Annotated in this window: 18 protein-coding genes; 10 read left to right on the top strand and 8 right to left on the bottom strand. The window is 60.6% G+C overall.

Annotated features, from left to right (window positions below):
* Nucleotides 1-10: 10 nt before the first annotated feature.
* From BM399_RS12995 to BM399_RS12985, 3 genes are read right to left on the bottom strand one after another with little or no spacing between them, the layout of a single operon-like run.
* Complete coding sequence (locus tag BM399_RS12995; RefSeq protein ID WP_092868082.1) at nucleotides 11-2,002, bottom strand: cisplatin damage response ATP-dependent DNA ligase; 1,992 nt, start codon at nucleotides 2,000-2,002, stop codon at nucleotides 11-13.
* Between the two features lie 2 nt (nucleotides 2,003-2,004).
* Nucleotides 2,005-3,024 carry a ligase-associated DNA damage response exonuclease gene (locus tag BM399_RS12990; protein ID WP_092868081.1) on the bottom strand — a complete coding sequence of 340 codons (1,020 nt, stop codon included), beginning with the start codon at nucleotides 3,022-3,024 and terminating at the stop codon, nucleotides 2,005-2,007.
* A gap of 49 nt (nucleotides 3,025-3,073) precedes the next feature.
* Nucleotides 3,074-3,280: a DUF465 domain-containing protein gene (locus BM399_RS12985; RefSeq protein WP_092868080.1), complete on the bottom strand. Its 207-nt coding sequence runs from the start codon at nucleotides 3,278-3,280 to the stop codon at nucleotides 3,074-3,076.
* A 249-nt stretch (nucleotides 3,281-3,529) separates the two neighbouring features.
* On the opposite strand from BM399_RS12985, the gene BM399_RS12980 reads away from it, so the two are divergent.
* The 5 genes from BM399_RS12980 to BM399_RS12960 all read left to right on the top strand — a co-directional run bounded on the left by BM399_RS12980 (nucleotide 3,530) and on the right by BM399_RS12960 (nucleotide 6,040).
* Nucleotides 3,530-3,706 (top strand): YdcH family protein, encoded by a 177-nt coding sequence (locus BM399_RS12980; protein ID WP_092868236.1) that lies wholly within the window; start codon nucleotides 3,530-3,532, stop codon nucleotides 3,704-3,706.
* A 335-nt stretch (nucleotides 3,707-4,041) separates the two neighbouring features.
* Nucleotides 4,042-4,398: an ArsR/SmtB family transcription factor gene (locus tag BM399_RS12975; protein WP_092868079.1), complete on the top strand. Its 357-nt coding sequence runs from the start codon at nucleotides 4,042-4,044 to the stop codon at nucleotides 4,396-4,398.
* Complete coding sequence (locus BM399_RS12970) at nucleotides 4,376-4,870, top strand: SRPBCC family protein (protein ID WP_092868078.1); 495 nt, start codon at nucleotides 4,376-4,378, stop codon at nucleotides 4,868-4,870. Before BM399_RS12975 ends, BM399_RS12970 begins: the two co-directional genes overlap by 23 nt.
* Entirely contained in the window at nucleotides 4,867-5,403 is a 537-nt protein-coding gene (locus tag BM399_RS12965) for an SRPBCC family protein (protein WP_092868077.1), read from the top strand. Before BM399_RS12970 ends, BM399_RS12965 begins: the two co-directional genes overlap by 4 nt.
* A 112-nt stretch (nucleotides 5,404-5,515) precedes the next feature.
* Nucleotides 5,516-6,040, top strand: a complete 525-nt coding sequence (locus BM399_RS12960; protein WP_092868076.1) for an SRPBCC family protein — start codon at nucleotides 5,516-5,518, stop codon at nucleotides 6,038-6,040.
* Nucleotides 6,041-6,106: 66 nt separating this feature from the next.
* Here the strand turns inward: BM399_RS12960 and BM399_RS12955 are convergent, their stop codons facing one another.
* Together BM399_RS12955 and BM399_RS12950 are read right to left on the bottom strand one after the other, a co-directional pair.
* Nucleotides 6,107-7,093, bottom strand: a complete 987-nt coding sequence (locus tag BM399_RS12955; protein ID WP_092868075.1) for a catalase family peroxidase — start codon at nucleotides 7,091-7,093, stop codon at nucleotides 6,107-6,109.
* Between the two features lie 292 nt (nucleotides 7,094-7,385).
* Nucleotides 7,386-8,150, bottom strand: a complete 765-nt coding sequence (locus tag BM399_RS12950; RefSeq protein WP_092868235.1) for a DUF1236 domain-containing protein — start codon at nucleotides 8,148-8,150, stop codon at nucleotides 7,386-7,388.
* A gap of 308 nt (nucleotides 8,151-8,458) precedes the next feature.
* Here BM399_RS12950 and BM399_RS12945 point away from each other — a divergent pair, with 308 nt between their 5' ends.
* Nucleotides 8,459-8,758, top strand: a complete 300-nt coding sequence (locus tag BM399_RS12945) for a hypothetical protein (RefSeq protein ID WP_092868234.1) — start codon at nucleotides 8,459-8,461, stop codon at nucleotides 8,756-8,758.
* Nucleotides 8,759-8,808: 50 nt separating this feature from the next.
* On the opposite strand, the gene BM399_RS12940 is transcribed toward BM399_RS12945, so the two are convergent.
* Entirely contained in the window at nucleotides 8,809-10,023 is a 1,215-nt protein-coding gene (locus BM399_RS12940; RefSeq protein ID WP_092868074.1) for a polyhydroxyalkanoate depolymerase, read from the bottom strand.
* Nucleotides 10,024-10,149: 126 nt separating this feature from the next.
* On the opposite strand from BM399_RS12940, the gene BM399_RS12935 reads away from it, so the two are divergent.
* Both BM399_RS12935 and BM399_RS12930 read left to right on the top strand, forming a co-directional pair.
* Nucleotides 10,150-10,809 carry a glutathione S-transferase family protein gene (locus BM399_RS12935; RefSeq protein WP_092868233.1) on the top strand — a complete coding sequence of 220 codons (660 nt, stop codon included), beginning with the start codon at nucleotides 10,150-10,152 and terminating at the stop codon, nucleotides 10,807-10,809.
* Between the two features lie 180 nt (nucleotides 10,810-10,989).
* Entirely contained in the window at nucleotides 10,990-12,930 is a 1,941-nt protein-coding gene (locus tag BM399_RS12930; RefSeq protein ID WP_092868073.1) for an acyltransferase family protein, read from the top strand.
* A gap of 12 nt (nucleotides 12,931-12,942) precedes the next feature.
* Here the strand turns inward: BM399_RS12930 and BM399_RS12925 are convergent, their stop codons facing one another.
* A complete protein-coding gene (locus BM399_RS12925) occupies nucleotides 12,943-14,568 on the bottom strand; it encodes an acyl-CoA synthetase (protein WP_092868072.1) in 1,626 nt (541 codons plus the stop codon).
* 317 nt (nucleotides 14,569-14,885) lie between these two features.
* On the opposite strand from BM399_RS12925, the gene BM399_RS12920 reads away from it, so the two are divergent.
* Nucleotides 14,886-15,203 carry a helix-turn-helix domain-containing protein gene (locus BM399_RS12920; protein WP_092868071.1) on the top strand — a complete coding sequence of 106 codons (318 nt, stop codon included), beginning with the start codon at nucleotides 14,886-14,888 and terminating at the stop codon, nucleotides 15,201-15,203.
* A 73-nt stretch (nucleotides 15,204-15,276) separates the two neighbouring features.
* Nucleotides 15,277-17,019 (top strand): SulP family inorganic anion transporter, encoded by a 1,743-nt coding sequence (locus BM399_RS12915; RefSeq protein ID WP_092868070.1) that lies wholly within the window; start codon nucleotides 15,277-15,279, stop codon nucleotides 17,017-17,019.
* Here BM399_RS12915 and BM399_RS12910 read toward each other — a convergent pair.
* Nucleotides 17,004-17,738, bottom strand: a complete 735-nt coding sequence (locus BM399_RS12910; protein WP_092868069.1) for a DUF1013 domain-containing protein — start codon at nucleotides 17,736-17,738, stop codon at nucleotides 17,004-17,006. The genes BM399_RS12915 and BM399_RS12910 overlap by 16 nt on opposite strands.
* Nucleotides 17,739-17,790: the final 52 nt, after the last annotated feature.

Below are 17,790 nucleotides of genomic sequence, written 5' to 3'. Positions count from 1 at the left end.
GCGAGCCTAATCAAACAAGATCGGAAGGTGCCGCTGCCCTCGCGGCGGCACCGCCCCCGACGATCCGCAGCACGGTGTCGAGAGTATCCGCTTCGGCCGCGGGCTTATCCCAGCGGATGCGATGAATGCGCGGAAACCGCATCGCGACGCCCGATTTATGCCGCGTCGATTCTTGCACCGCGTCGAATGCGACCTCGAAAACGAGTTCCGGCTCGACAGCGCGGACCGGCCCGAACGTCTCGGTCGTATGCCCCCTGATCCACTTGTCGATCTCCAACAGCTCTTCGTCCGTAAATCCCGAATACGCTTTGCCGACAGGCACTAGTTGCCGTTCGCCGTTCTCGTCCGTGCGCCAGACCCCGAACGTGTAATCGGAATAGTAGGACGAGCGCTTGCCCGAGCCGCGTTGGGCGTACATCAGCACGCAGTCGAGCGTTAGCGCGGCGCGTTTCCACTTGAACCATTCGCCCTTGACGCGGCCGGCCTGATAGGGGCTCGCGCGCCGCTTCAGCATCAGCCCTTCGATGCCTTCCGCCCGCGCCGACGACCACAGCACGCCGAGTTCGTCGAACGATTTGAATGGAACGAGCGGCGAGACATCCGTCAGCCGCGGATGATGCTTCGCGTGCCAGGCCTCGAGGCGAGAGCGCCGCTCGCCGAACGAAAGCCCGCGAAGATCTTCTTGCCCCTCGAACAGCAGATCGTAGAGCCGCACGTGCGGAGGATACGACGCCATCATCTTCGCCGTGACCGACTTGCGATTGAGGCGCTGCTGCAAGTCGTTGAACGGCGCGATTTTATCATCGCGCACGATGAGCAACTCGCCATCCACGACGCAGTCGTGCCCGTGGAACGCCGATCGGATTTCCGGGAAGGCGCCGGAAATATCGTCGCCCTGCCGCGAGAACATGCGGACATCGCCGCCCCGCGCTGCGACCTGGACGCGGATGCCGTCCCATTTCCATTCCGCGGAGAAGTCTTCTGGAGAAAGGCGCGGCCAGTCTTCCTCTTCGATCGGATGCGCGAGCATGACCGGTCGAAAAACAGGCTTCGCACCGGGATCGGGACGCTCGGCCTTGCCGTCGAGCCATTGGAAAAGTTCGAGATACGGCGGCTCGAGCGCATGCCACACCTCCTCGATCTCGGAAACGTCGCGGCCGTAGCTTTCGGCGAGCGCGGTACGCGCAAGGCGCGCCGAAACGCCCACACGCGGCGCTCCGCCGATGAGCTTCAGAAGCGCCCATCTCCCGGTCGCATCGAGCTGATCGAGAAGACGGCCGAGACGTTCCGTACGCTCTGCCGTCGTGCCGTCCGCCATCGCGTCGATAACCGCGCCGAGCGACAGTTCAGGCGGCTCTCCGGAATTGTGCCCCAGATCACCCCACCCCTGACCCCTCCCCGTCGAGGGGAGGGGAGAAGTGTGCTGTCCACCTTCCGCGTCGAGAGGAGAAGTGTGTTGTCCACCTGCCGCGTCGAGGGGAGAAGTGTGTCGTTCACCGCCCATGTCGAAGGGAGAAGTGTTCTGTTTCCCTCTCGCGTCGAGGGGAGAAACATCCTCTTGTTCCCCTCCCCCTTGCGGGGAGGGGTTAGGGGTGGGGGTAAGATCCAACACGAGCTGCTTCGGCTTCTCACTCCGATCATCGCCCCGCCCCCGACCCCTCCCCCTCAAGGGGAGGGGAGAAGTGCCCCCTTGCGGGGAGGGGCCAGGGGTCGGGGGAAGAACAGATCGATCATCCGGCCAGAGCAGAGCCACCGTTTCGGCCGTGTCGCCGACGTAATCGCGCGACAGCCGGTAGAGCGTCGGATCGATGAAGCGGGTGACGAGATCGGAGAGCATCCGCCTGAGCGGCAAGCGGATCGGCACGCCGTCCGTCAAAGCCGCAAGCGCCCAGCCGCGGTCGGGATCGGGCGCCGTTCGGAAATAGTCGCCGAGCAGCGCCACCTTGCGATTGCGGCTCTGCGTGTAGACGAGGCAGTCGAGGAGACGGGCGAACGCGCGCATCGCTATTCGGCCTCCTCGCCATATCCGACGAGCGCGAGCGCGCGAGCCTTCCGGCCGAGCGTGCCGAGATAATGGACGAGCGCATCCTCGCGGCCGTGCGTCACCCAGATCTCTTGCGCCTCCGTTTCGATGACCGTCTGAATGAGCTCCGGCCAGTCGACGTGATCGGAGACGACGAGCGGCAACTCGACGCCAAGCTGACGGGCGCGGCCGCGTACGCGCATCCAACCGCTCGCAAAAGCGTTGACCGGATCGCCGAACCGGCGCGACCAGCGATCGCCGAGTGCGGAAGGAGGACACATCACGATACCGCCGCGCATCGACTTCGGATCGGTGCCCGCAACCGGCAGCAGCTCGCCGAGATCCACGCCGAGCTTCTGATAAAGCTCGGTCAGCGCGACCACCGCGCCATGCAGGTAGATCGGCTTGTCGTAGCCCGCATCGCGAACGACGCGGATCATCCGCTGGCACTTGCCGAGATTGTAGGCGCCGATGAGGTGTGTCCGGTCCGGCTCAGCGCGGAGAGAGGAGAGTAGCTTGTCGGCTTCGTGCCGGGCCTTCTCGTGGCGGAAAACCGGCAGCGCAAATGTCGCTTCGGTCACGAACACGTCGCAAGTGACGAGTTCGAAGGGCGCGCAGGTCGGATCGCTCGCACGCTTGTAGTCGCCGGAAATGACGGCGCGCCGCCCGGCCCACTCGATGACGACTTGAGCGGACCCCAGGATATGCCCGGCCGGCACCAACCGCACCCTGACGCCGTTGATGTCGATCGTTTCGCCGATCGCGAGCGGCTGGAATACGCCGGCACAATCCTCGCCGTAGCGCACCTTCATGATTTCGATGGTTTCAGACGTTGCGAGCACCGCCCGGTGGCCCGCGCGCGCATGGTCGCTGTGCCCGTGCGTAATAACAGCGCGATCAACCACGCGGCCCGGATCGATATAAAAATCGCCGGGCTCGCAATAGATGCCGGACCCGACAGGGTACAGCCAACTGTCGACGGGAGGTGCGAGCGAGATCATGAACCATTAAACGCACGTAACTGCGAAGCAGCCACGTACAGAATGACGTTCACGCGATGATATCGGGAAGCAGCTTATCCTCGATCTGCGTGATCCGGTCCTTCAGAACAAGCTTCTTCTTTTTCAGCCGCTTGATCAGAAGTTGGTCAGCCGAAGCGTCACCTTCAAGAGCGGCGATTTCGCAGTCGAGCTTCCGGTGCTCGCCCCGCAAAGTTACCAGCTCTTCTCTGAGCTCGCGTTCGTCGCGCCGCTCCATAACGATTCCCTGCCCACTGCCCAGTCCAATCGCAGCCTTTTGGGTGATTGCCCATGATATGGCAACAGGGCAAAAGCGCGATCCAGGCCGATCTTTCTAATCCTATGAATTTATTTCACGATTTTCTAAGGCCAGTTTGGGGCTCGGCAACAAATATCGAACATCCAAGCTTAGCCGCGAGAGACGTTGGACAACGCCAAAAACGTGTGGCACGATTTCAACGTCTGCAATCTCTTTAGGAGGCAACTGATGACGATTACGGCTCATCTGGCTGAACTCGCGGAGAAGCATCGGGCTCTCGAACAAAAAATCCACCAAGCGGCTGCGAGCCCCGGATCTGACGACATCGAAATCCGTAGATTGAAACAAGAGAAACTGAAGCTCAAGGACGAGATGGAGCGGATAAGACGAGAAACGCGCCACTAGCGCGAACTCGCCCGCAAAATCTTCTATCCCAGGCCCTGCCACCGGAGCGGACGCATCAGTCTCCGGGCGGGGCTTTTATATTTCTGGTCGATTTTCAGTCGCCAAACCTCCCGTCATCCTCGAACGGAGTGCCTAGGTCGTCATCCCGGCGAAGGCCGGGATCTGTCCAAGTCCGAAACGTGCAATGGACGTCTATTTATTTGGACGGATCCCCGCCTACGCGGGGATGACGGTGCTTTTGAAATTCCCGATCTCCGACTTCGACCGAGCCGCTTGACGCGCTGTCCCATCGCCTGTATTTAACCGATAAGTTATTTAACCCGATGGCTAAACATATGGCTTCCGACAGACTGAGTGAAACGTTCGCAGCGCTCGCCGATCCCACGCGGCGGGCGATCCTGGCGCGGCTGGCGCTGGGGGAAACGTCTGTCACTGATCTCGCCGAACCCTTCGAGATGAGCCTTCCGGCCGTTTCGAAGCATCTCAAGGTTCTTGAGCGGGCGGGGCTCATCGCACGCGGGCGCGAAGCGCAATGGCGGCCCTGCCGGCTGGAACCGGGGCCGTTGAAGGAAGTCGACGACTGGGTCGAGCACTACCGGAAGTTCTGGGAGCAGAGCTTCGATCGGCTGGACGAGTATCTACGTGTGTTGCAGGCGAAGGAGAAAAAAGGTGGCCGCAAGAAACCGAAGTGATGTGGACGAAGCCGATAGAGAAATTGTCGCCACGCGCGTCTTCGATGCGCCACGCGAACTCGTGTTCGAGGCATTCAAGGATCCTCTTCACATCAGCAATTGGTGGGGGCCGAACGGCTTTACCACGACGACATACAAAATGGACGTTCGGCCCGGCGGCGAATGGCTGTTCACGATGCACGGACCGGACGGCACGGATCACCCGAACCGTGTTCGTTACACCGAAGTGAAGGCTCCGGAACTTCTCGCCTACGATCACGATGCCGGCGCGGAGAGGCCAGACTTCGAGATGTTCAAGGTCTGGATCACGTTCGAAGCGGAAAACCGCAAGACCCGCGTCACGCTGCGCCTTCTCGCGGCGACGCGTGAACGGCGTGATTGGATGGCGAAGTTCGGCGCTGTCGAGGGCGCACACCAGACGCTCGCCCGCCTTGATGCATATCTGCTTCAATCGGGAGGAAAGACGCTATGAGCAAGCTTGCCGAAAATCCAAAGGTGAAACCGTTCATCATCTCGCGCATCTTCGATGCACCGCGCGAACTCGTCTATAAAACCTTCACCGATCCCGAGCACATGAAGCACTGGTGGGGACCGAAAGGCGTTAAGATCGTAAGCCCCAAGATGGATCTGCGCCCCGGCGGCATTTTCCACTACGGCATGCAGACGCCCGACGGCTCGACGATGTGGGGACGGTTCGTCTACCGCGAAATATCAGCACCCGAACGCATCGTCTTCGTCAATTCGTTTTCGGATGCGGATGGCGGCGTCACGCGTCACCCAATGAGCCTCGATTGGCCGATGGAGATGCTGTCGGTCTTCACGTTCGAAGAACTCGACGACGGCCGGACGAAGCTCGGCGTTACCTTCACACCGTTGAACGCAAGCGACGATGAAATCGCGGTCTTCGATAAGAACCACCCGAGCATGACGCAAGGCTTCGGCGGGTCCTTCGAGAAGCTGGAAGTTTACCTAGCGACGATTCAGAAGAGCCAATCGCTCATGTGAAGATCTCTGCACCGATATCACCCGCGGCTTCTCGCGACGGAAACGCCTCCGGTTGGAACAGCTGTTTCGATCTGTTGGCGGATTACCTAACAGAACAGGGAGGGACGATGCTATGAACAAGCTTGCCGACAATCCGAGTGTGGCGCCGTTCGTCATCTCGCGCATCTTCGATGCTCCGCGCGAACTCGTCTACAAAGCCTTCTCCGATCCCGAGCACATGAAGCATTGGTGGGGACCGAAAGGCTTCAAGGTCATCGACGCCAAGATGGATCTGCGTCCCGGCGGTAGGTTTCTTTACGGAATGCAGGCCCCCGATGGCTCGACGATGTGGGGACGCTTCGACTATCGCGAGATCGCCGCGCCCGAACGTATCGTTTTCATAAACTCGTTCTCGGATGCGGGGGGCGGCATCACGCGTCACCCGATGAACCCGGATTGGCCTTTGGAGTTGCTGTCAGTCATCACGTTGGAAGAACTCGACGGCGACCGCACGAAGCTTACTGTTTCCTGGACGCCGTACAACGCGACCAGCGTCGAGAGTGAAACCTTCGATAAGGGTCGCCCAAGCATGACGCAGGGCTGGGGCGGCACACTCGAGCAGCTGGAAGCTTATCTGGCCAGCATTCAGAAGCGCTAATCGCCCATGGAACAGAACTGAATGTCATCCTCGGCTTCACGCCGAGGATGATGGCTTTCCTTGCAATTATTGCTGGGGCGCTTGCCGGCGCGAAAACGATACGGCGTAAGCCTGCGAGCGCATCGGGAAGATCGTATCGTTCGCCGGTCCTTCGACGCCATCGACGACGTTGGTCGGATCGAAGATGGCCTCATCGCACGTCTTCGGATCTTCGAAGTCGGTGATCGAGATCGTGCCGAGATTGACCGACTTGCGCTTGTCTTCCGGCCAAAGCGCAGTCGGATCGTCAAGCGGATCGCCGTCCTCGCCGAGGATCGCCGTCAACGTGTACTGCACCGGCCCCTTGGCGAGACGGTCCTTGAGTTCAGGCCGGTAGAAGTCGGGATCCTTCTTCTTTGCTTCGTCATCCGAGATGCCGACCTCGCCGCCGACCGGCAGCGCCTTGTACTTGAAGTTCTGCTTCTTGCCGTCCGCGTTCGTGAATGTGAAAGCGTGAACGCCCCAATAATCGACGGTCCCGTAGCTCGCCGGCACCGGCCGCGCGTTGAGAAACTCCGCCTGCCGCGTCGAGTTCGGGTTTTCCTTGAAGTACGCGCCGATCTTGTCCTTGTCCTTCGTCGCGACTGCCGTCAGCAGCTTCAGGAACTGATCCGGATCTTTCGCGACGAATACGGGCGCCGAGATCAACAGCAGATCCGTGTTGTTGCCCTTGCCGAGATCGAAGTGCATCGCAATCCCGCGTACATTGTCTTTCTGCCCATTGGGTGCATCGGGATCTCCGCCGCCCATCGAGAAGCGCCCGATGACGCCGACCGGCGTCTTCGAATTGAAATGCGGTGCTTTGGTTAGGCTCGGAGCCTCGGTTGACGGCACGAAGTTGCCCTTGACGCAGATGCCGTGCGTGTGCGCGGCGCGAACGCCTGGATGCTTGCCGAAAACGGCATTGAGCGCATTCACGAGAGTTTCGGCGTCAGCTTCGGCATGAGCACGAGCTGTGGGAATACTGATGACCGCCGCGGCGAATATGGCGGTGACGAGCCGGTTGGAAACCATCAAGGGACACTCCATTGCAAGTTTGTCGTAGGCGGGGGACATACGTCGAAGGAAATTATCGTGTTACAAAGTCTTATGAATTTTGAAAGCCGGAATTGGCAAAGCGAATGTCGAGGTGGCGATTGCCCAGGGGTTTCTAGGCATTTTTCCTATTCCTGCGGTCCGACAATATCACAAGTGAGCCGAGGTGACCGTCGGCTCAAGCACAAGCTGCTTAACGGTTTCCCGCAAGAAAAGCCGCCGAGGGGTCCCCCGGCGGCGGATTTGTTTCTTTTATGCCTTACGCGGAAGATTACGCCACGACGATGATGTCGACGACTTCGAGTGTGTCCGGATCGACGATCGCGACGTGATCCTCATCGATCATGAAATACCGATACTCGCGATATTCCGGGACGATCGTCACAATGTCCGCAGGCACCGCATAAATGTGAACCGTGCGCGGTATCACGACGCCGACATTCACGGAGACCCCGATGTTCCGCGCGGGCGACACGCGATGGGTTGCGAAAGCAGATCTGACGCGCGTTTTCTGTTCGGGGCTGACGCTCGCGATCGAGCCCTTCGGGCCCGCTTTGCCTTCCGCACCCTCACTCGCACCCGTGGAAGACCTGTCGTTCTTTGACTTGTCAGCCGCACCGTACTTATCGCCGCGGTCGTTGCGGTCTTCGCGGTCTGCCCGGTCGCTCGCCTTGCCCTTCGCGTTGCGATCCTCATCCTTTGCCTGCCGGTCCTTGTCTTGCAAGTCGCGGTCGGAGGCGTGCTGACGATCGGATTTGGTGCTGTCGCGCGATCGCTCTTCGGATGCGGAATTCTTCTTCGCGGATCCCGGCTCGAGATCCCGCGAACCGCGGTCTTCCTTCATTTGGCCGCCGACTTCCTTCGACGATCCGCCGCTTTCTTTCATCGAGCCGCCCGGCATAGAAGAACCGCCGGAACGCTCCATCGCCGCGCCACCTCCGGCGCCCGGCGACGCACCCGCGCCGTTGTTCGGATCCGCCAAGGCGAACGTCGACCCCGCAACGAGTGCTAAGGCAGTGATCGAATACTTCAGCATTGTCATGTCTCTCCTACGTTGATGACAGGTCGCGACTGCCCCGCGATTGGGTGATCAACGTGTTGAGAGGCGTGCTGTTCCGGATCATTCGGCCACGATGCGGAGAGACGTAGCCGACAAGAAATAACGTCATCCGCCAAGCCGTTTGCCCGGAACGAAATTATTGCGACGCGAATACTGCGCTGCACAAGAAATATGCTTGAAAAACGGGCATCAAATATTGGAGCGTTGCTTCGAACTCTTCTTGTGCGACGCGGCCCCTCATCATACGATTCTTGTGTTCGAGGTTTTTCAACATGGTGACTGCAATGACGGACACTGCAACCGCCACTCGCGAAACGGAAACGCCGACCCGCGACCTCACCAAAGCGGAAGTCGACCGTTTTCTGTTCGGAAAACACATCACGTCCTGTCCAAGCTGTGGCCGCTTCCGCTCCAATTGCGACGTCGACATCCACATGCTGACCTGCGAGCGCAAGTCGTCGTCAAGCACCGCTCCGGTCAACGTGCTGATGATCGTCTGCCAGAACTGCGGAGCGATACAATTCCACGACCGCTCGGTCATCGCCCACTGGCTCGATTGCCAGCACAAGGTCTGGGTGAAATAGAGGAAGCCGCCTTCGCGATCCGCGTCGGCCTCGGGGCGCGCGGCTACGCGCTATTCCATGGATAAAATGAAGTTCCGCACCGCGGGATAGATTTCAGTCTCCCACCGCTTGCCGTTGAACGTGCCGTAGTGCCCGACGTTGGCCTGCAAGTGGTGGCGCTTCAGATGCGGCCGAAGCGATTGACAGAGATCATGCGCCGCCGCCGTTTGTCCGAGCGCGCAAATATCGTCCCGCCCGCCTTCGACCGTCAGCAACGCCGTCTTATGTATCTTGGCGGGATCAACCTTCCGGCCGTGGTAGGTGAAATTCCCCGTCGCCAGATCCGCCCGCTGAAAAATCCGGTCGATCGTCTCGAGGTAGAATTCTTCGGTGAGATCCAGCACGGCGAAATATTCGTCGTAAAATGTCTTGATCTTCTCGGCTTCGGCAATCTCGCCGTTCACGAGATGCTCGTAAAGCTTCTGATGCTGCGCGCGGTGACGGTCGATGTTCATCGCCAGAAAGCTGAACAGCTGAATGAACCCGGGATAGACTCGTCGGCCAGCGCCCTCGTAGCGGCTCGGAACGCGCGCCGTGACGTGCGCCTTGAACCAGGAGATCGATTTCTCCATCGCCAGCTTGTTGACTGCGGTCGGGCTTTCGCGCGTGTCGATGGGACCGGCCATCAGCGTCATCGAGCGCGGCGTCGCCGGATGCTTGTCTTCGGACATGATCGAGACGGCGACGAGTGCCTGCACGCACGGCTGACAAACGGCGAGGAGGTGCGCGCCAGGACCGATCTCTTCGACGAAGCGGATGATGTAGTCGACGTACTCGTCGACGCCGAACCGGCCGGCTTCGAGAGGCACGTCACGGGCGTTGGCCCAGTCGGTGATGTAGACATCGTGATCGCGGAGCAGCGTCGCGCAGGTCTTGGCGAGCAGCGTCGCGAAATGCCCTGAGAGCGGTGCGACGACGAGGACTTTGGGCTGCGCGGTGTCGACGTCTTTCCGGAAATGCAAAAGGTTACCGAACGGCAGGCTGAGCGCCACCTCCTCGACGACCGGAACGTCGCGGTTGCCGACGCGCACGGTTGAAATGCCGAAGTCAGGACGCGAATGGGTCAGCTGGAACCGCGAAATCATCTCGAATCCGGCCGAGAGATGCAGCTTCAGGGTATCGACGGTCGGCGAAAGCCGGTGCTCCATCGCAGCCTTCGAATGCCGGGCCGCCTCCCGGAAGGGCGCCCAAAGGTCATCCTGAAACTGGTAGGCTTGGTAAAGCATCGCGTGAAAATTCCCCCTCGCGCCGGCGTGAAAAACCGATGCGACTGAAAAACTTAGTGCATATTCCGCTGCGCTGCGAGAGGATTGTGGCCGCAGGTTAACAGCGCAAAAGGAGTGGCTTCGTCGATGTCGAATGCAACGCTGACGATCTCGTCGAAGAATTACTCGTCCTGGTCACTGCGCGGCTGGTTGCTTTGCCGCATGGCAGGGCTCGACTTCGATGAAGAGACGGTTGCGACGGACGATGTCGAGGCCCGGCAGGAGCTGTTGCTGCTCTCGCCGTCGGTTCGCAGCGTGCCACGGCTGACGAACGGCAACGTGACCGTGTGGGACACCCTCGCCATCGCGGAATACATGGCGGAGATCGCGCCGAATGCGGGGCTGCTTCCCGCCGATCAGGCCGCCCGCGCTCATTGCCGCGCCGTGTCGGGCGAAATGCACTCCGGCTTCTACAACCTCCGTTCTGCTCTGCCGATGAACCTCAAGGCGCGCCACGCCTCCTTCAAGATTTTTTCGGGCGCGCGCCCGGATGTCGAGCGCATCAAAACCATCTGGACGGAGTGCTTGGAGAAGTACGGCGGGCCTTATCTCTTCGGACCGAAGCCGACGGTCGCCGACGCGATGTACGCGCCGGTCTGCACCCGCTTTCGCACCTACGCGGTGCCTCTCGATCCGGCCCTGTCGGCGTATTGCGAAACCATCTTCCACTGGTCGCTGATGCAGGAGTGGACGCAAGGCGCCCTCATCGAACCGGACGAGATCGTCGAGCTCGAAGTTGAATTCTGAATTCCGATCGAGTTGAAATCGGGCTCCGGTGCTATCCACAGTTGCAGTCGGCGCATGAATTGAAATCTCCGCGGGCGTAGATATCGTGTCCACGGGTTTTTCGCGGGAGCGGATAACGTCGTTCGCTTTCTTCGACGGGAAAATACGAAATGTCGTCTCTTCTGCGCGCGGTGAACGCGCTTGGCTAATCTCGCTTATCGTCGCGATTTGGACGGCCTGAGGGGCATCGCCATCTCCATTGTCGTTGCTTATCACTTGGGCGCGCCATTTGCGCCGGGCGGCTTCGTCGGCGTCGACGTTTTCTTCGTGCTGTCCGGATTTCTGATCACGTCCATCATCGCCGCCGATATGGAAGCCGGCGCCTTCAGCATCGCGAACTTCTACGACCGGCGAATTCGCAGGATCGTGCCGGCCCTCGTTTTCGTCTGCGCCGCGACGACCGTCTTGGCGCTCGCGTTTTTGCTGCCGAGCGAATTGGAGCTGTACGCATCGAGCCTGCTCGCGACGGCGCTCTCGGTCAGCAATTTCTGGTGTCTCTTCAATTCCGGGTACTTCGATCCCTATGCCGAAGTTCACCCCCTCTTGCACACATGGAGCCTCGGTGTCGAAGAGCAGTTCTACATAATATTTCCGCTGTTACTGATGGCCGTCTTCAAATGGCGGAGAGCCGGGCTCGGCACCTTCATCTGGCTGTTGTTCGCGGGCTCGCTGGCGTTGAGCGTGGTTCGACTCGAGGAGCATCCCCAAAGCACGTTTTACTTGTTGCCGACGCGCGCCTGGGAACTGCTTGCCGGAAGCATCGTCGCGCTGGGTCTTGTCCCGAAACCGGCGACCCGCTTTGGGAGTGATGCGGCCGTTGCGCTCGGACTGTTGGCCATCGCGATTGCTGTTGTCAGCTACACGTCGAAAACACCATTCCCCGGATTGGCAGCGCTGCTGCCGTGCGCCGGAGCCGCGCTCGTCATTTGGGGAGGCCAAGGGGGAACGGAAAATACGCCCGCGCGCTTCCTCACCGTTCGCCCGCTCGTCTTTCTCGGGCTCATTTCCTATAGCCTCTACCTATGGCATTGGCCGCTGATCGTGTTCGCGAACATGCTGAACATCGAGGCGCTTACCAGCATTCAGAAAATTGCCGTCGCCGCGACCTCGTTAGCACTGGCGGCGCTCACATGGCGCTTCATCGAGCAGCCATTCAGGCGGCGAGGCGCGGTCGGCTTCAAGCGTCCGGCCATTTTTTGGAGCGGCGGCTTGAGCCTCGGTGGCCTCGTTGCCGTCGCGCTTGTTCTCTATTCATCGCAAGGCGCGCCGAGTCGCTATTCGCAGCAGGTTGTCAATCTCACCGATGCCAAACACGACATCAGCCCGTTTCGTAAGAAATGCCATTTCGACCAGACGGCGAAAGTCAGCTACGAAGATACTTGCGTTCTCGGTGAGGTCGTTCCGCCGAAGATAATCGTCTACGGCGATAGCCATGGCGCCGAGTTCAGCGCCGTGCTCGGCTCGCTAGCGAAGTCGAGAAACGAAAGCATTCGGGAGATCACGGCGTCCGCGTGTCCGCCAGTCGCGGATTTTTCAATGCCTATCCGCAAGGATTGCGGCCGGTATAACGCCGCAATGTTGGCGAAACTCGCCACGATCAACCCGGCGACGATCATCATCGCCGCCAATTCCATCGCCTGGTCGGATGAAAACCCGGAGCAGTATTGGCGGGGGCTGCGCAAGTCACTGACAGCGTTGAGCCACGCCGGACACCGTCTGATTGTGCTCGGCCAAGTCCCGCGTCTTACCAATAACATGCCCGCGCCGTCGACGCTCGCTCGGTGGACCAGCTGGGGGAATGATCCAGCCGACTTCAAATTTTCGCTGGAAAAGCGCTTCCGCGACGTGGACGCGAACTTGCGAAGCATCGCCGCGGATGTGAACGCCACGTACGTGCCGGTCGCCTCCGGGCTGTGCAAGGACCAGCAGTGCAGCGCGTACATCGAGGAAGCCGTGCTCTATTTCGACGACAACCACCCGTCGGTGCGCGGCGCCGGCATCCTCGCGGAAAAATTGCTGGTGCCGGTTCTATGGCCGGAAGCAAACACTCCGATCCTCGCCGGCACTCAGCCTTCGCCGTAAGAGAGGCGCTCGTTAAGCTTCCTTCGCCAACTCGCGCAGTTTGAATTTCTGGATCTTGCCGGTCGACGTCTTCGGAACTTCAGCGAAGACGATATGACGGGGAACCTTGTAGCGCGCGAGACCCGCTCTGCACCATTCGATGATTTCATCGGCCGTCGCCGTCGCTCCCGGCCGAAGTTCGACGAAAGCGCAGGGCGTCTCGCCCCACTTGTCGTCAGGCTTCGCGACGACCGCGCAGAATGCGACGGCGGGATGCTTGTAGAGCACCTCCTCGACCTCGATCGAAGAGATGTTCTCGCCGCCCGAGATGATGATGTCCTTCGAGCGGTCCTTCAGCTGAATGTAGCCGTCGGGATGCAAGACGCCGATGTCGCCGGAGTGGAACCATCCGCCCGCGAACGCTTCGTCTGTCGCCTTCGGATTCTTCAGGTATCCCTTCATCACGATGTTGCCGCGGAACATGACCTCGCCCAGCGTCTCGCCGTCGGCCGGAACCTTCTTCATCGTCTCTGCATCGAGCACGGTGAGGTCTTCGAGCGCGACGTAGCGGATGCCCTGGCGGATACGCTTGGCGCCACGTTCAAGTGGTGGCAGGTCGTCCCACGACTCATCCCACTCGTTGATCGTCGCAGGGCCATACGTCTCGGTCAGCCCGTAAAGATGCGTCAGCTGGAAACCGGCATCCGCCATCGCGGCCATGACCGACGCGGGCGGCGGTGCAGCGGCATGGTTGAATGCAACGACTTGCCCGATCTCCTGCTTCTCGTCGTCCGTCGCGTTGAGGAGGGTCGACATGACGATTGGCGCACCCGACAGGTGCGAAACGTTATGCTTGACGATGGAATCGTACATAGCCTTGGCGCGTACCCACCGTAGGCACACATGCGTGCCTTGAACCATCGTCACGGTCCACGGGAAGCACCAGCCGTTGCAATGGAACATCGGCAGCGTCCAGAGGTACACGGGAAAGCGTGTCATGCCGGTTGAAATGGTATTCGCGTAGCACATCAGCGCCGCGCCGCGGTGATGATAGACAACGCCTTTCGGGTTGCCCGTCGTCCCCGACGTGTAATTGAGCGAGATCGCTTCCCACTCGTCTTTCGGCCAACGCCATTCGAAATTCGGATCGCCCTTGGCAACGAACGCTTCGTAGTCCTCCGTCGACAGCGCTTCGCCCGTCTGCGGAAATTCCGGATCGTTGTAGTCGATGACGAGCGGCTTCACGGTTGCAAGCTGGAGAGCGGCCTTCACCACAGACGAGAACTCACGGTCGGTGATCAGCACCTTCGTTCCGGCGTGATCGAGCTGGAACGCGATGATCGCCGGGTCGAGCCGCGTGTTGATCGTGTGAAGCACGGCGCCAGTCATTGGCACGCCGTAATGGGCTTCCAGCATGGGCGGCGTATTCGCCAACATCACGGATACGGTATCGCCGGTCCCGATGGAGCGCGTGGCGAGAGCCGAGGCGAGCTGACGGCAGCGGGCGTAGAACTCCGCGTACGTCACACGCGCGTTGCCGTGAATGATGGCCGTGTGGTTTGGAGCGGCAAGCGCCGAACGGGAAAGAAATGAAAGGGGAGTCAGCGGCTGATAGTTTGCTGCGTTTTTATCGAGATGTTGCTCAAAAGGGTTCGTCACGTTCAGTGCCCCGGGTTCCTGCCTAGTTCTTAACTCTCGACGAGCGAAAGCATTTTTTTTTTGATGCGGGCGACGCTAGCGAAACCAGCCACGGCCGACAATGCCGGATTTGAGACCGCGACGATCCTCGCCGGTCAAGTTTGGGGCGGGCCATCTCCGCCGCCCGGGCCCGAATAACTGGATCCGCGGCGCGTCCAGCGAGAGATCGGGCGGAGCCGGGCGCCTTCGATCCATTCTCATGTTTCAAAAGTTTAAGTTGATGGGAAAAACATCATAGTTTAGACTTTTCGCATGATGTTTCATGGGAAGGACAGCGCTTGATTACCGCCGCGCAGATGCGCGCTGCGCGTGCGCTCCTCGGTATCGACCAGCAGACGCTGGCGGATCGCGCCGGTGTTTCGTTGCCGACGATCCAGCGCATGGAGGCAAGCGAAGGCAACGTTCGCGGCGTCGTCGATACGTTGACGAAGGTCGTTGCCGCCTTCGACGCGGCCGGCATTGAGCTGATCGGCGAGAGCATGCCGAGCGCGGGTCAAGGACGTGGCGTTCGCTTCAAGGAACGCCTTCCGCTCAGGACTTCGGCACCCGCCTTGGCGCAAGGGCGCAGGAAGAAGGGTCTGTTCGCGCGCTCTTAACGCTTTGAACACTGCGACGATGACCGCCGACGATTTGGCCGACGATCTCGCCGCTCCATAATGGGGACGGAGAATGGATACGTCGGCAAGACGCGAAGCAACTCGGCCACGTCCGAGCCTTGTTGAGCTGTTTACGCCAAAGCTCGTTACGATCCTGCGAGAGGGCTATCGCTTAAGCGATTTGCGCGCCGATACGATCGCCGGCTTGACGGTCGCGATCGTGGCGCTTCCGTTGTCGATGGCAATTGCCATCGGCTCCGGTCTATCGCCCGAAAAGGGTCTGTTTACCGCAATCGTTGGCGGCTTCCTGATCTCGGCGCTCGGAGGCAGCCGATACCAGATCGGCGGCCCGGCGGGAGCTTTTATCGTTCTGATCGCGACGATCGTCGAGCAACGAGGCTACGACGGCTTGGTCCTCGCGACGATGATGGCCGGCTTGATAATGATCGTTGCAGGGTCCCTGCGCCTCGGGACCTACATCAAATACATCCCGTTCCCGGTGACGGTCGGATTCACTGCCGGTATCGCCGTTATTATCTTTGCAAGTCAGATCAAAGACCTGCTCGGCCTCGACATGGCGCATGAGCCGGCGCAGCTTTTCCCGAAGCTTGCCGCGATCGCTTCGAACCTCAGCACATTCAAGCCGGCAACGATCACGATCTCTCTGCTCTCGATAGCGATTATTGTCGGGCTTCGCCGCATCAGGCCCAAATGGCCGGGAATGCTCATCGCAGTCGGCGTCACGACGACCCTCGCCTGGGCGTTGGGTTTCGACGTGACGACGATCGGCTCGCGGTTCGGCGAGGTGCCGCGGATGCTGCCCGCGCCGCATCTGCCGGCCTTCGATCTAGCCAAGTTGCAGGCCGCATTGCCTGACGCGATATCAATTGCTTTGCTTGGCTCCATCGAGAGCCTGCTTTCTGCCGTCGTCGCCGACGGCATGACCGGACGCAAGCATCGTTCGAATTGTGAGCTGGTGGCTCAAGGTGTCGCCAACGTCGCCGCTGTCACATTCGGCGGTATGTGCGTAACAGGAACGATCGCCCGCACGGCGACGAACGTCCGCGCCGGCGCGCATGGACCCGTCTCAGGTATCCTGCATGCGCTGTTCATCCTGCTCTTCATGCTGGTGGCGGCGCCACTCGCCGCATACATCCCGCTTGCGAGCCTCGGCGGTGTTCTCGCCGTGGTCGCCTGGAACATGGCCGAGAAGGAAGAATTCGCAACGCTTCTGAGATCGTCCTGGGGAGATGCGGCCGTTCTGCTGGCAACGTTCCTGCTGACGATCTTCGTCGACCTGACAACAGCCATCTTGGTCGGAGTTACGCTCGGGGCATTCCTCTTTCTGCATCGGATGGCAGAAGCGGTTGAAGTCGAGACCGGGCGCACGCTCGTCGCCGGCGACGTGGCGGATACGCCGGAATCGGAACAGCCTTCGAGTCAGCCCGCAGGTGCCGGGAGTGACGTCATGGTCTACAGGATTTCAGGGGCATTCTTCTTCGGCGCGACAGCATCAGTCAGTGCCGTTCTCGACCGGATCGGCGCTCATCCTAAGACGTTCATTCTCGATTTTACCGACGTGCCGATCGTTGATAGCACCGCCGCCCGCACCCTCGGGACTTTCGCTAACAAACTCAATCGGGGCGGCACAAAACTATACTTCACCTCCGCGACTAGGAGTGTTCGCCGGACGCTCCTTGCCGCGGGATTGAGAAAGCCGCTCGTGCAATACGCGGCTCGCATCGAGGACGCCGTCGCGATGAGCCGCGGAGATAGACCGGACCGTCGCAACGTCGGGAGTTACTCGTCCTCCTGAGCCTCTTCCTTGGGCGTCATGCCCTTGAGCTTCGCGAGAACGCGCGCCTGCTCTTGCTCCGGTGTTTCCTCGGCAGCCTCTGCCGGGCCCTTCGGCGTCAGGATCTCGGCACGCGCGGTGGTCTCCGACGTCGGGAGCAGCGTTCCGGCCTTCTCCTCGTCGCCTGCCTCCTTGCGGTCGCCGCCCGTGCGGCGGGCAGCCTTCTTCACCTCGGCATCGAGGTCGACCTGCGAGCAGAGCCCGAGCGTCACCGGGTCCTGAGGCGTCAGCTGCGCCGAGTTCCAATGCGTCCTGTCACGGATTTGAGCGATCGTCGGCTTGGTCGTGCCGACGAGGCGCATGATTTGGCTGTCCTTGAGTTCCGGATGGTTGCGAAGAATCCACAGCACCGCGTTCGGCCGGTCGTGACGGCGAGAGACGGGCGTGTAGCGCGGACCCTTGCGCGTCTGCGGAAGCGGCGGCAGCTGCACCTTGCTTTCCGCGAGGTGGAGTTTGTACTTCCCGTCCTTCTCGGCCCGCGCAATCTCTTCGCGCGTCAGCTGCCCGTTCGTGACGGGGTCCATGCCTTTGATGCCCTGTGCAACCTCGCCATCGGCAATACCCTTGACCTCGAGCGGATGGAGACCGCAGAACTCGGCAATCTGGTCAAATGAGAGCGCCGTGTTTTCCACCAGCCAAACGGCGGTGGCTTTCGGCATAAGGGGGCGGCGGTCGCTCATGGGTGTCCTCTTTCGGTCTTTCGCCGGGGGTCAGCGAAAGCCAGTAAAACGG

Origin of the sequence: Hyphomicrobium facile (assembly GCF_900116175.1) — a bacterium.
GTDB lineage: Bacteria > Pseudomonadota > Alphaproteobacteria > Rhizobiales > Hyphomicrobiaceae > Hyphomicrobium_B > Hyphomicrobium_B facile.
This window is presented reverse-complemented; position numbering and strand designations above follow the sequence as displayed.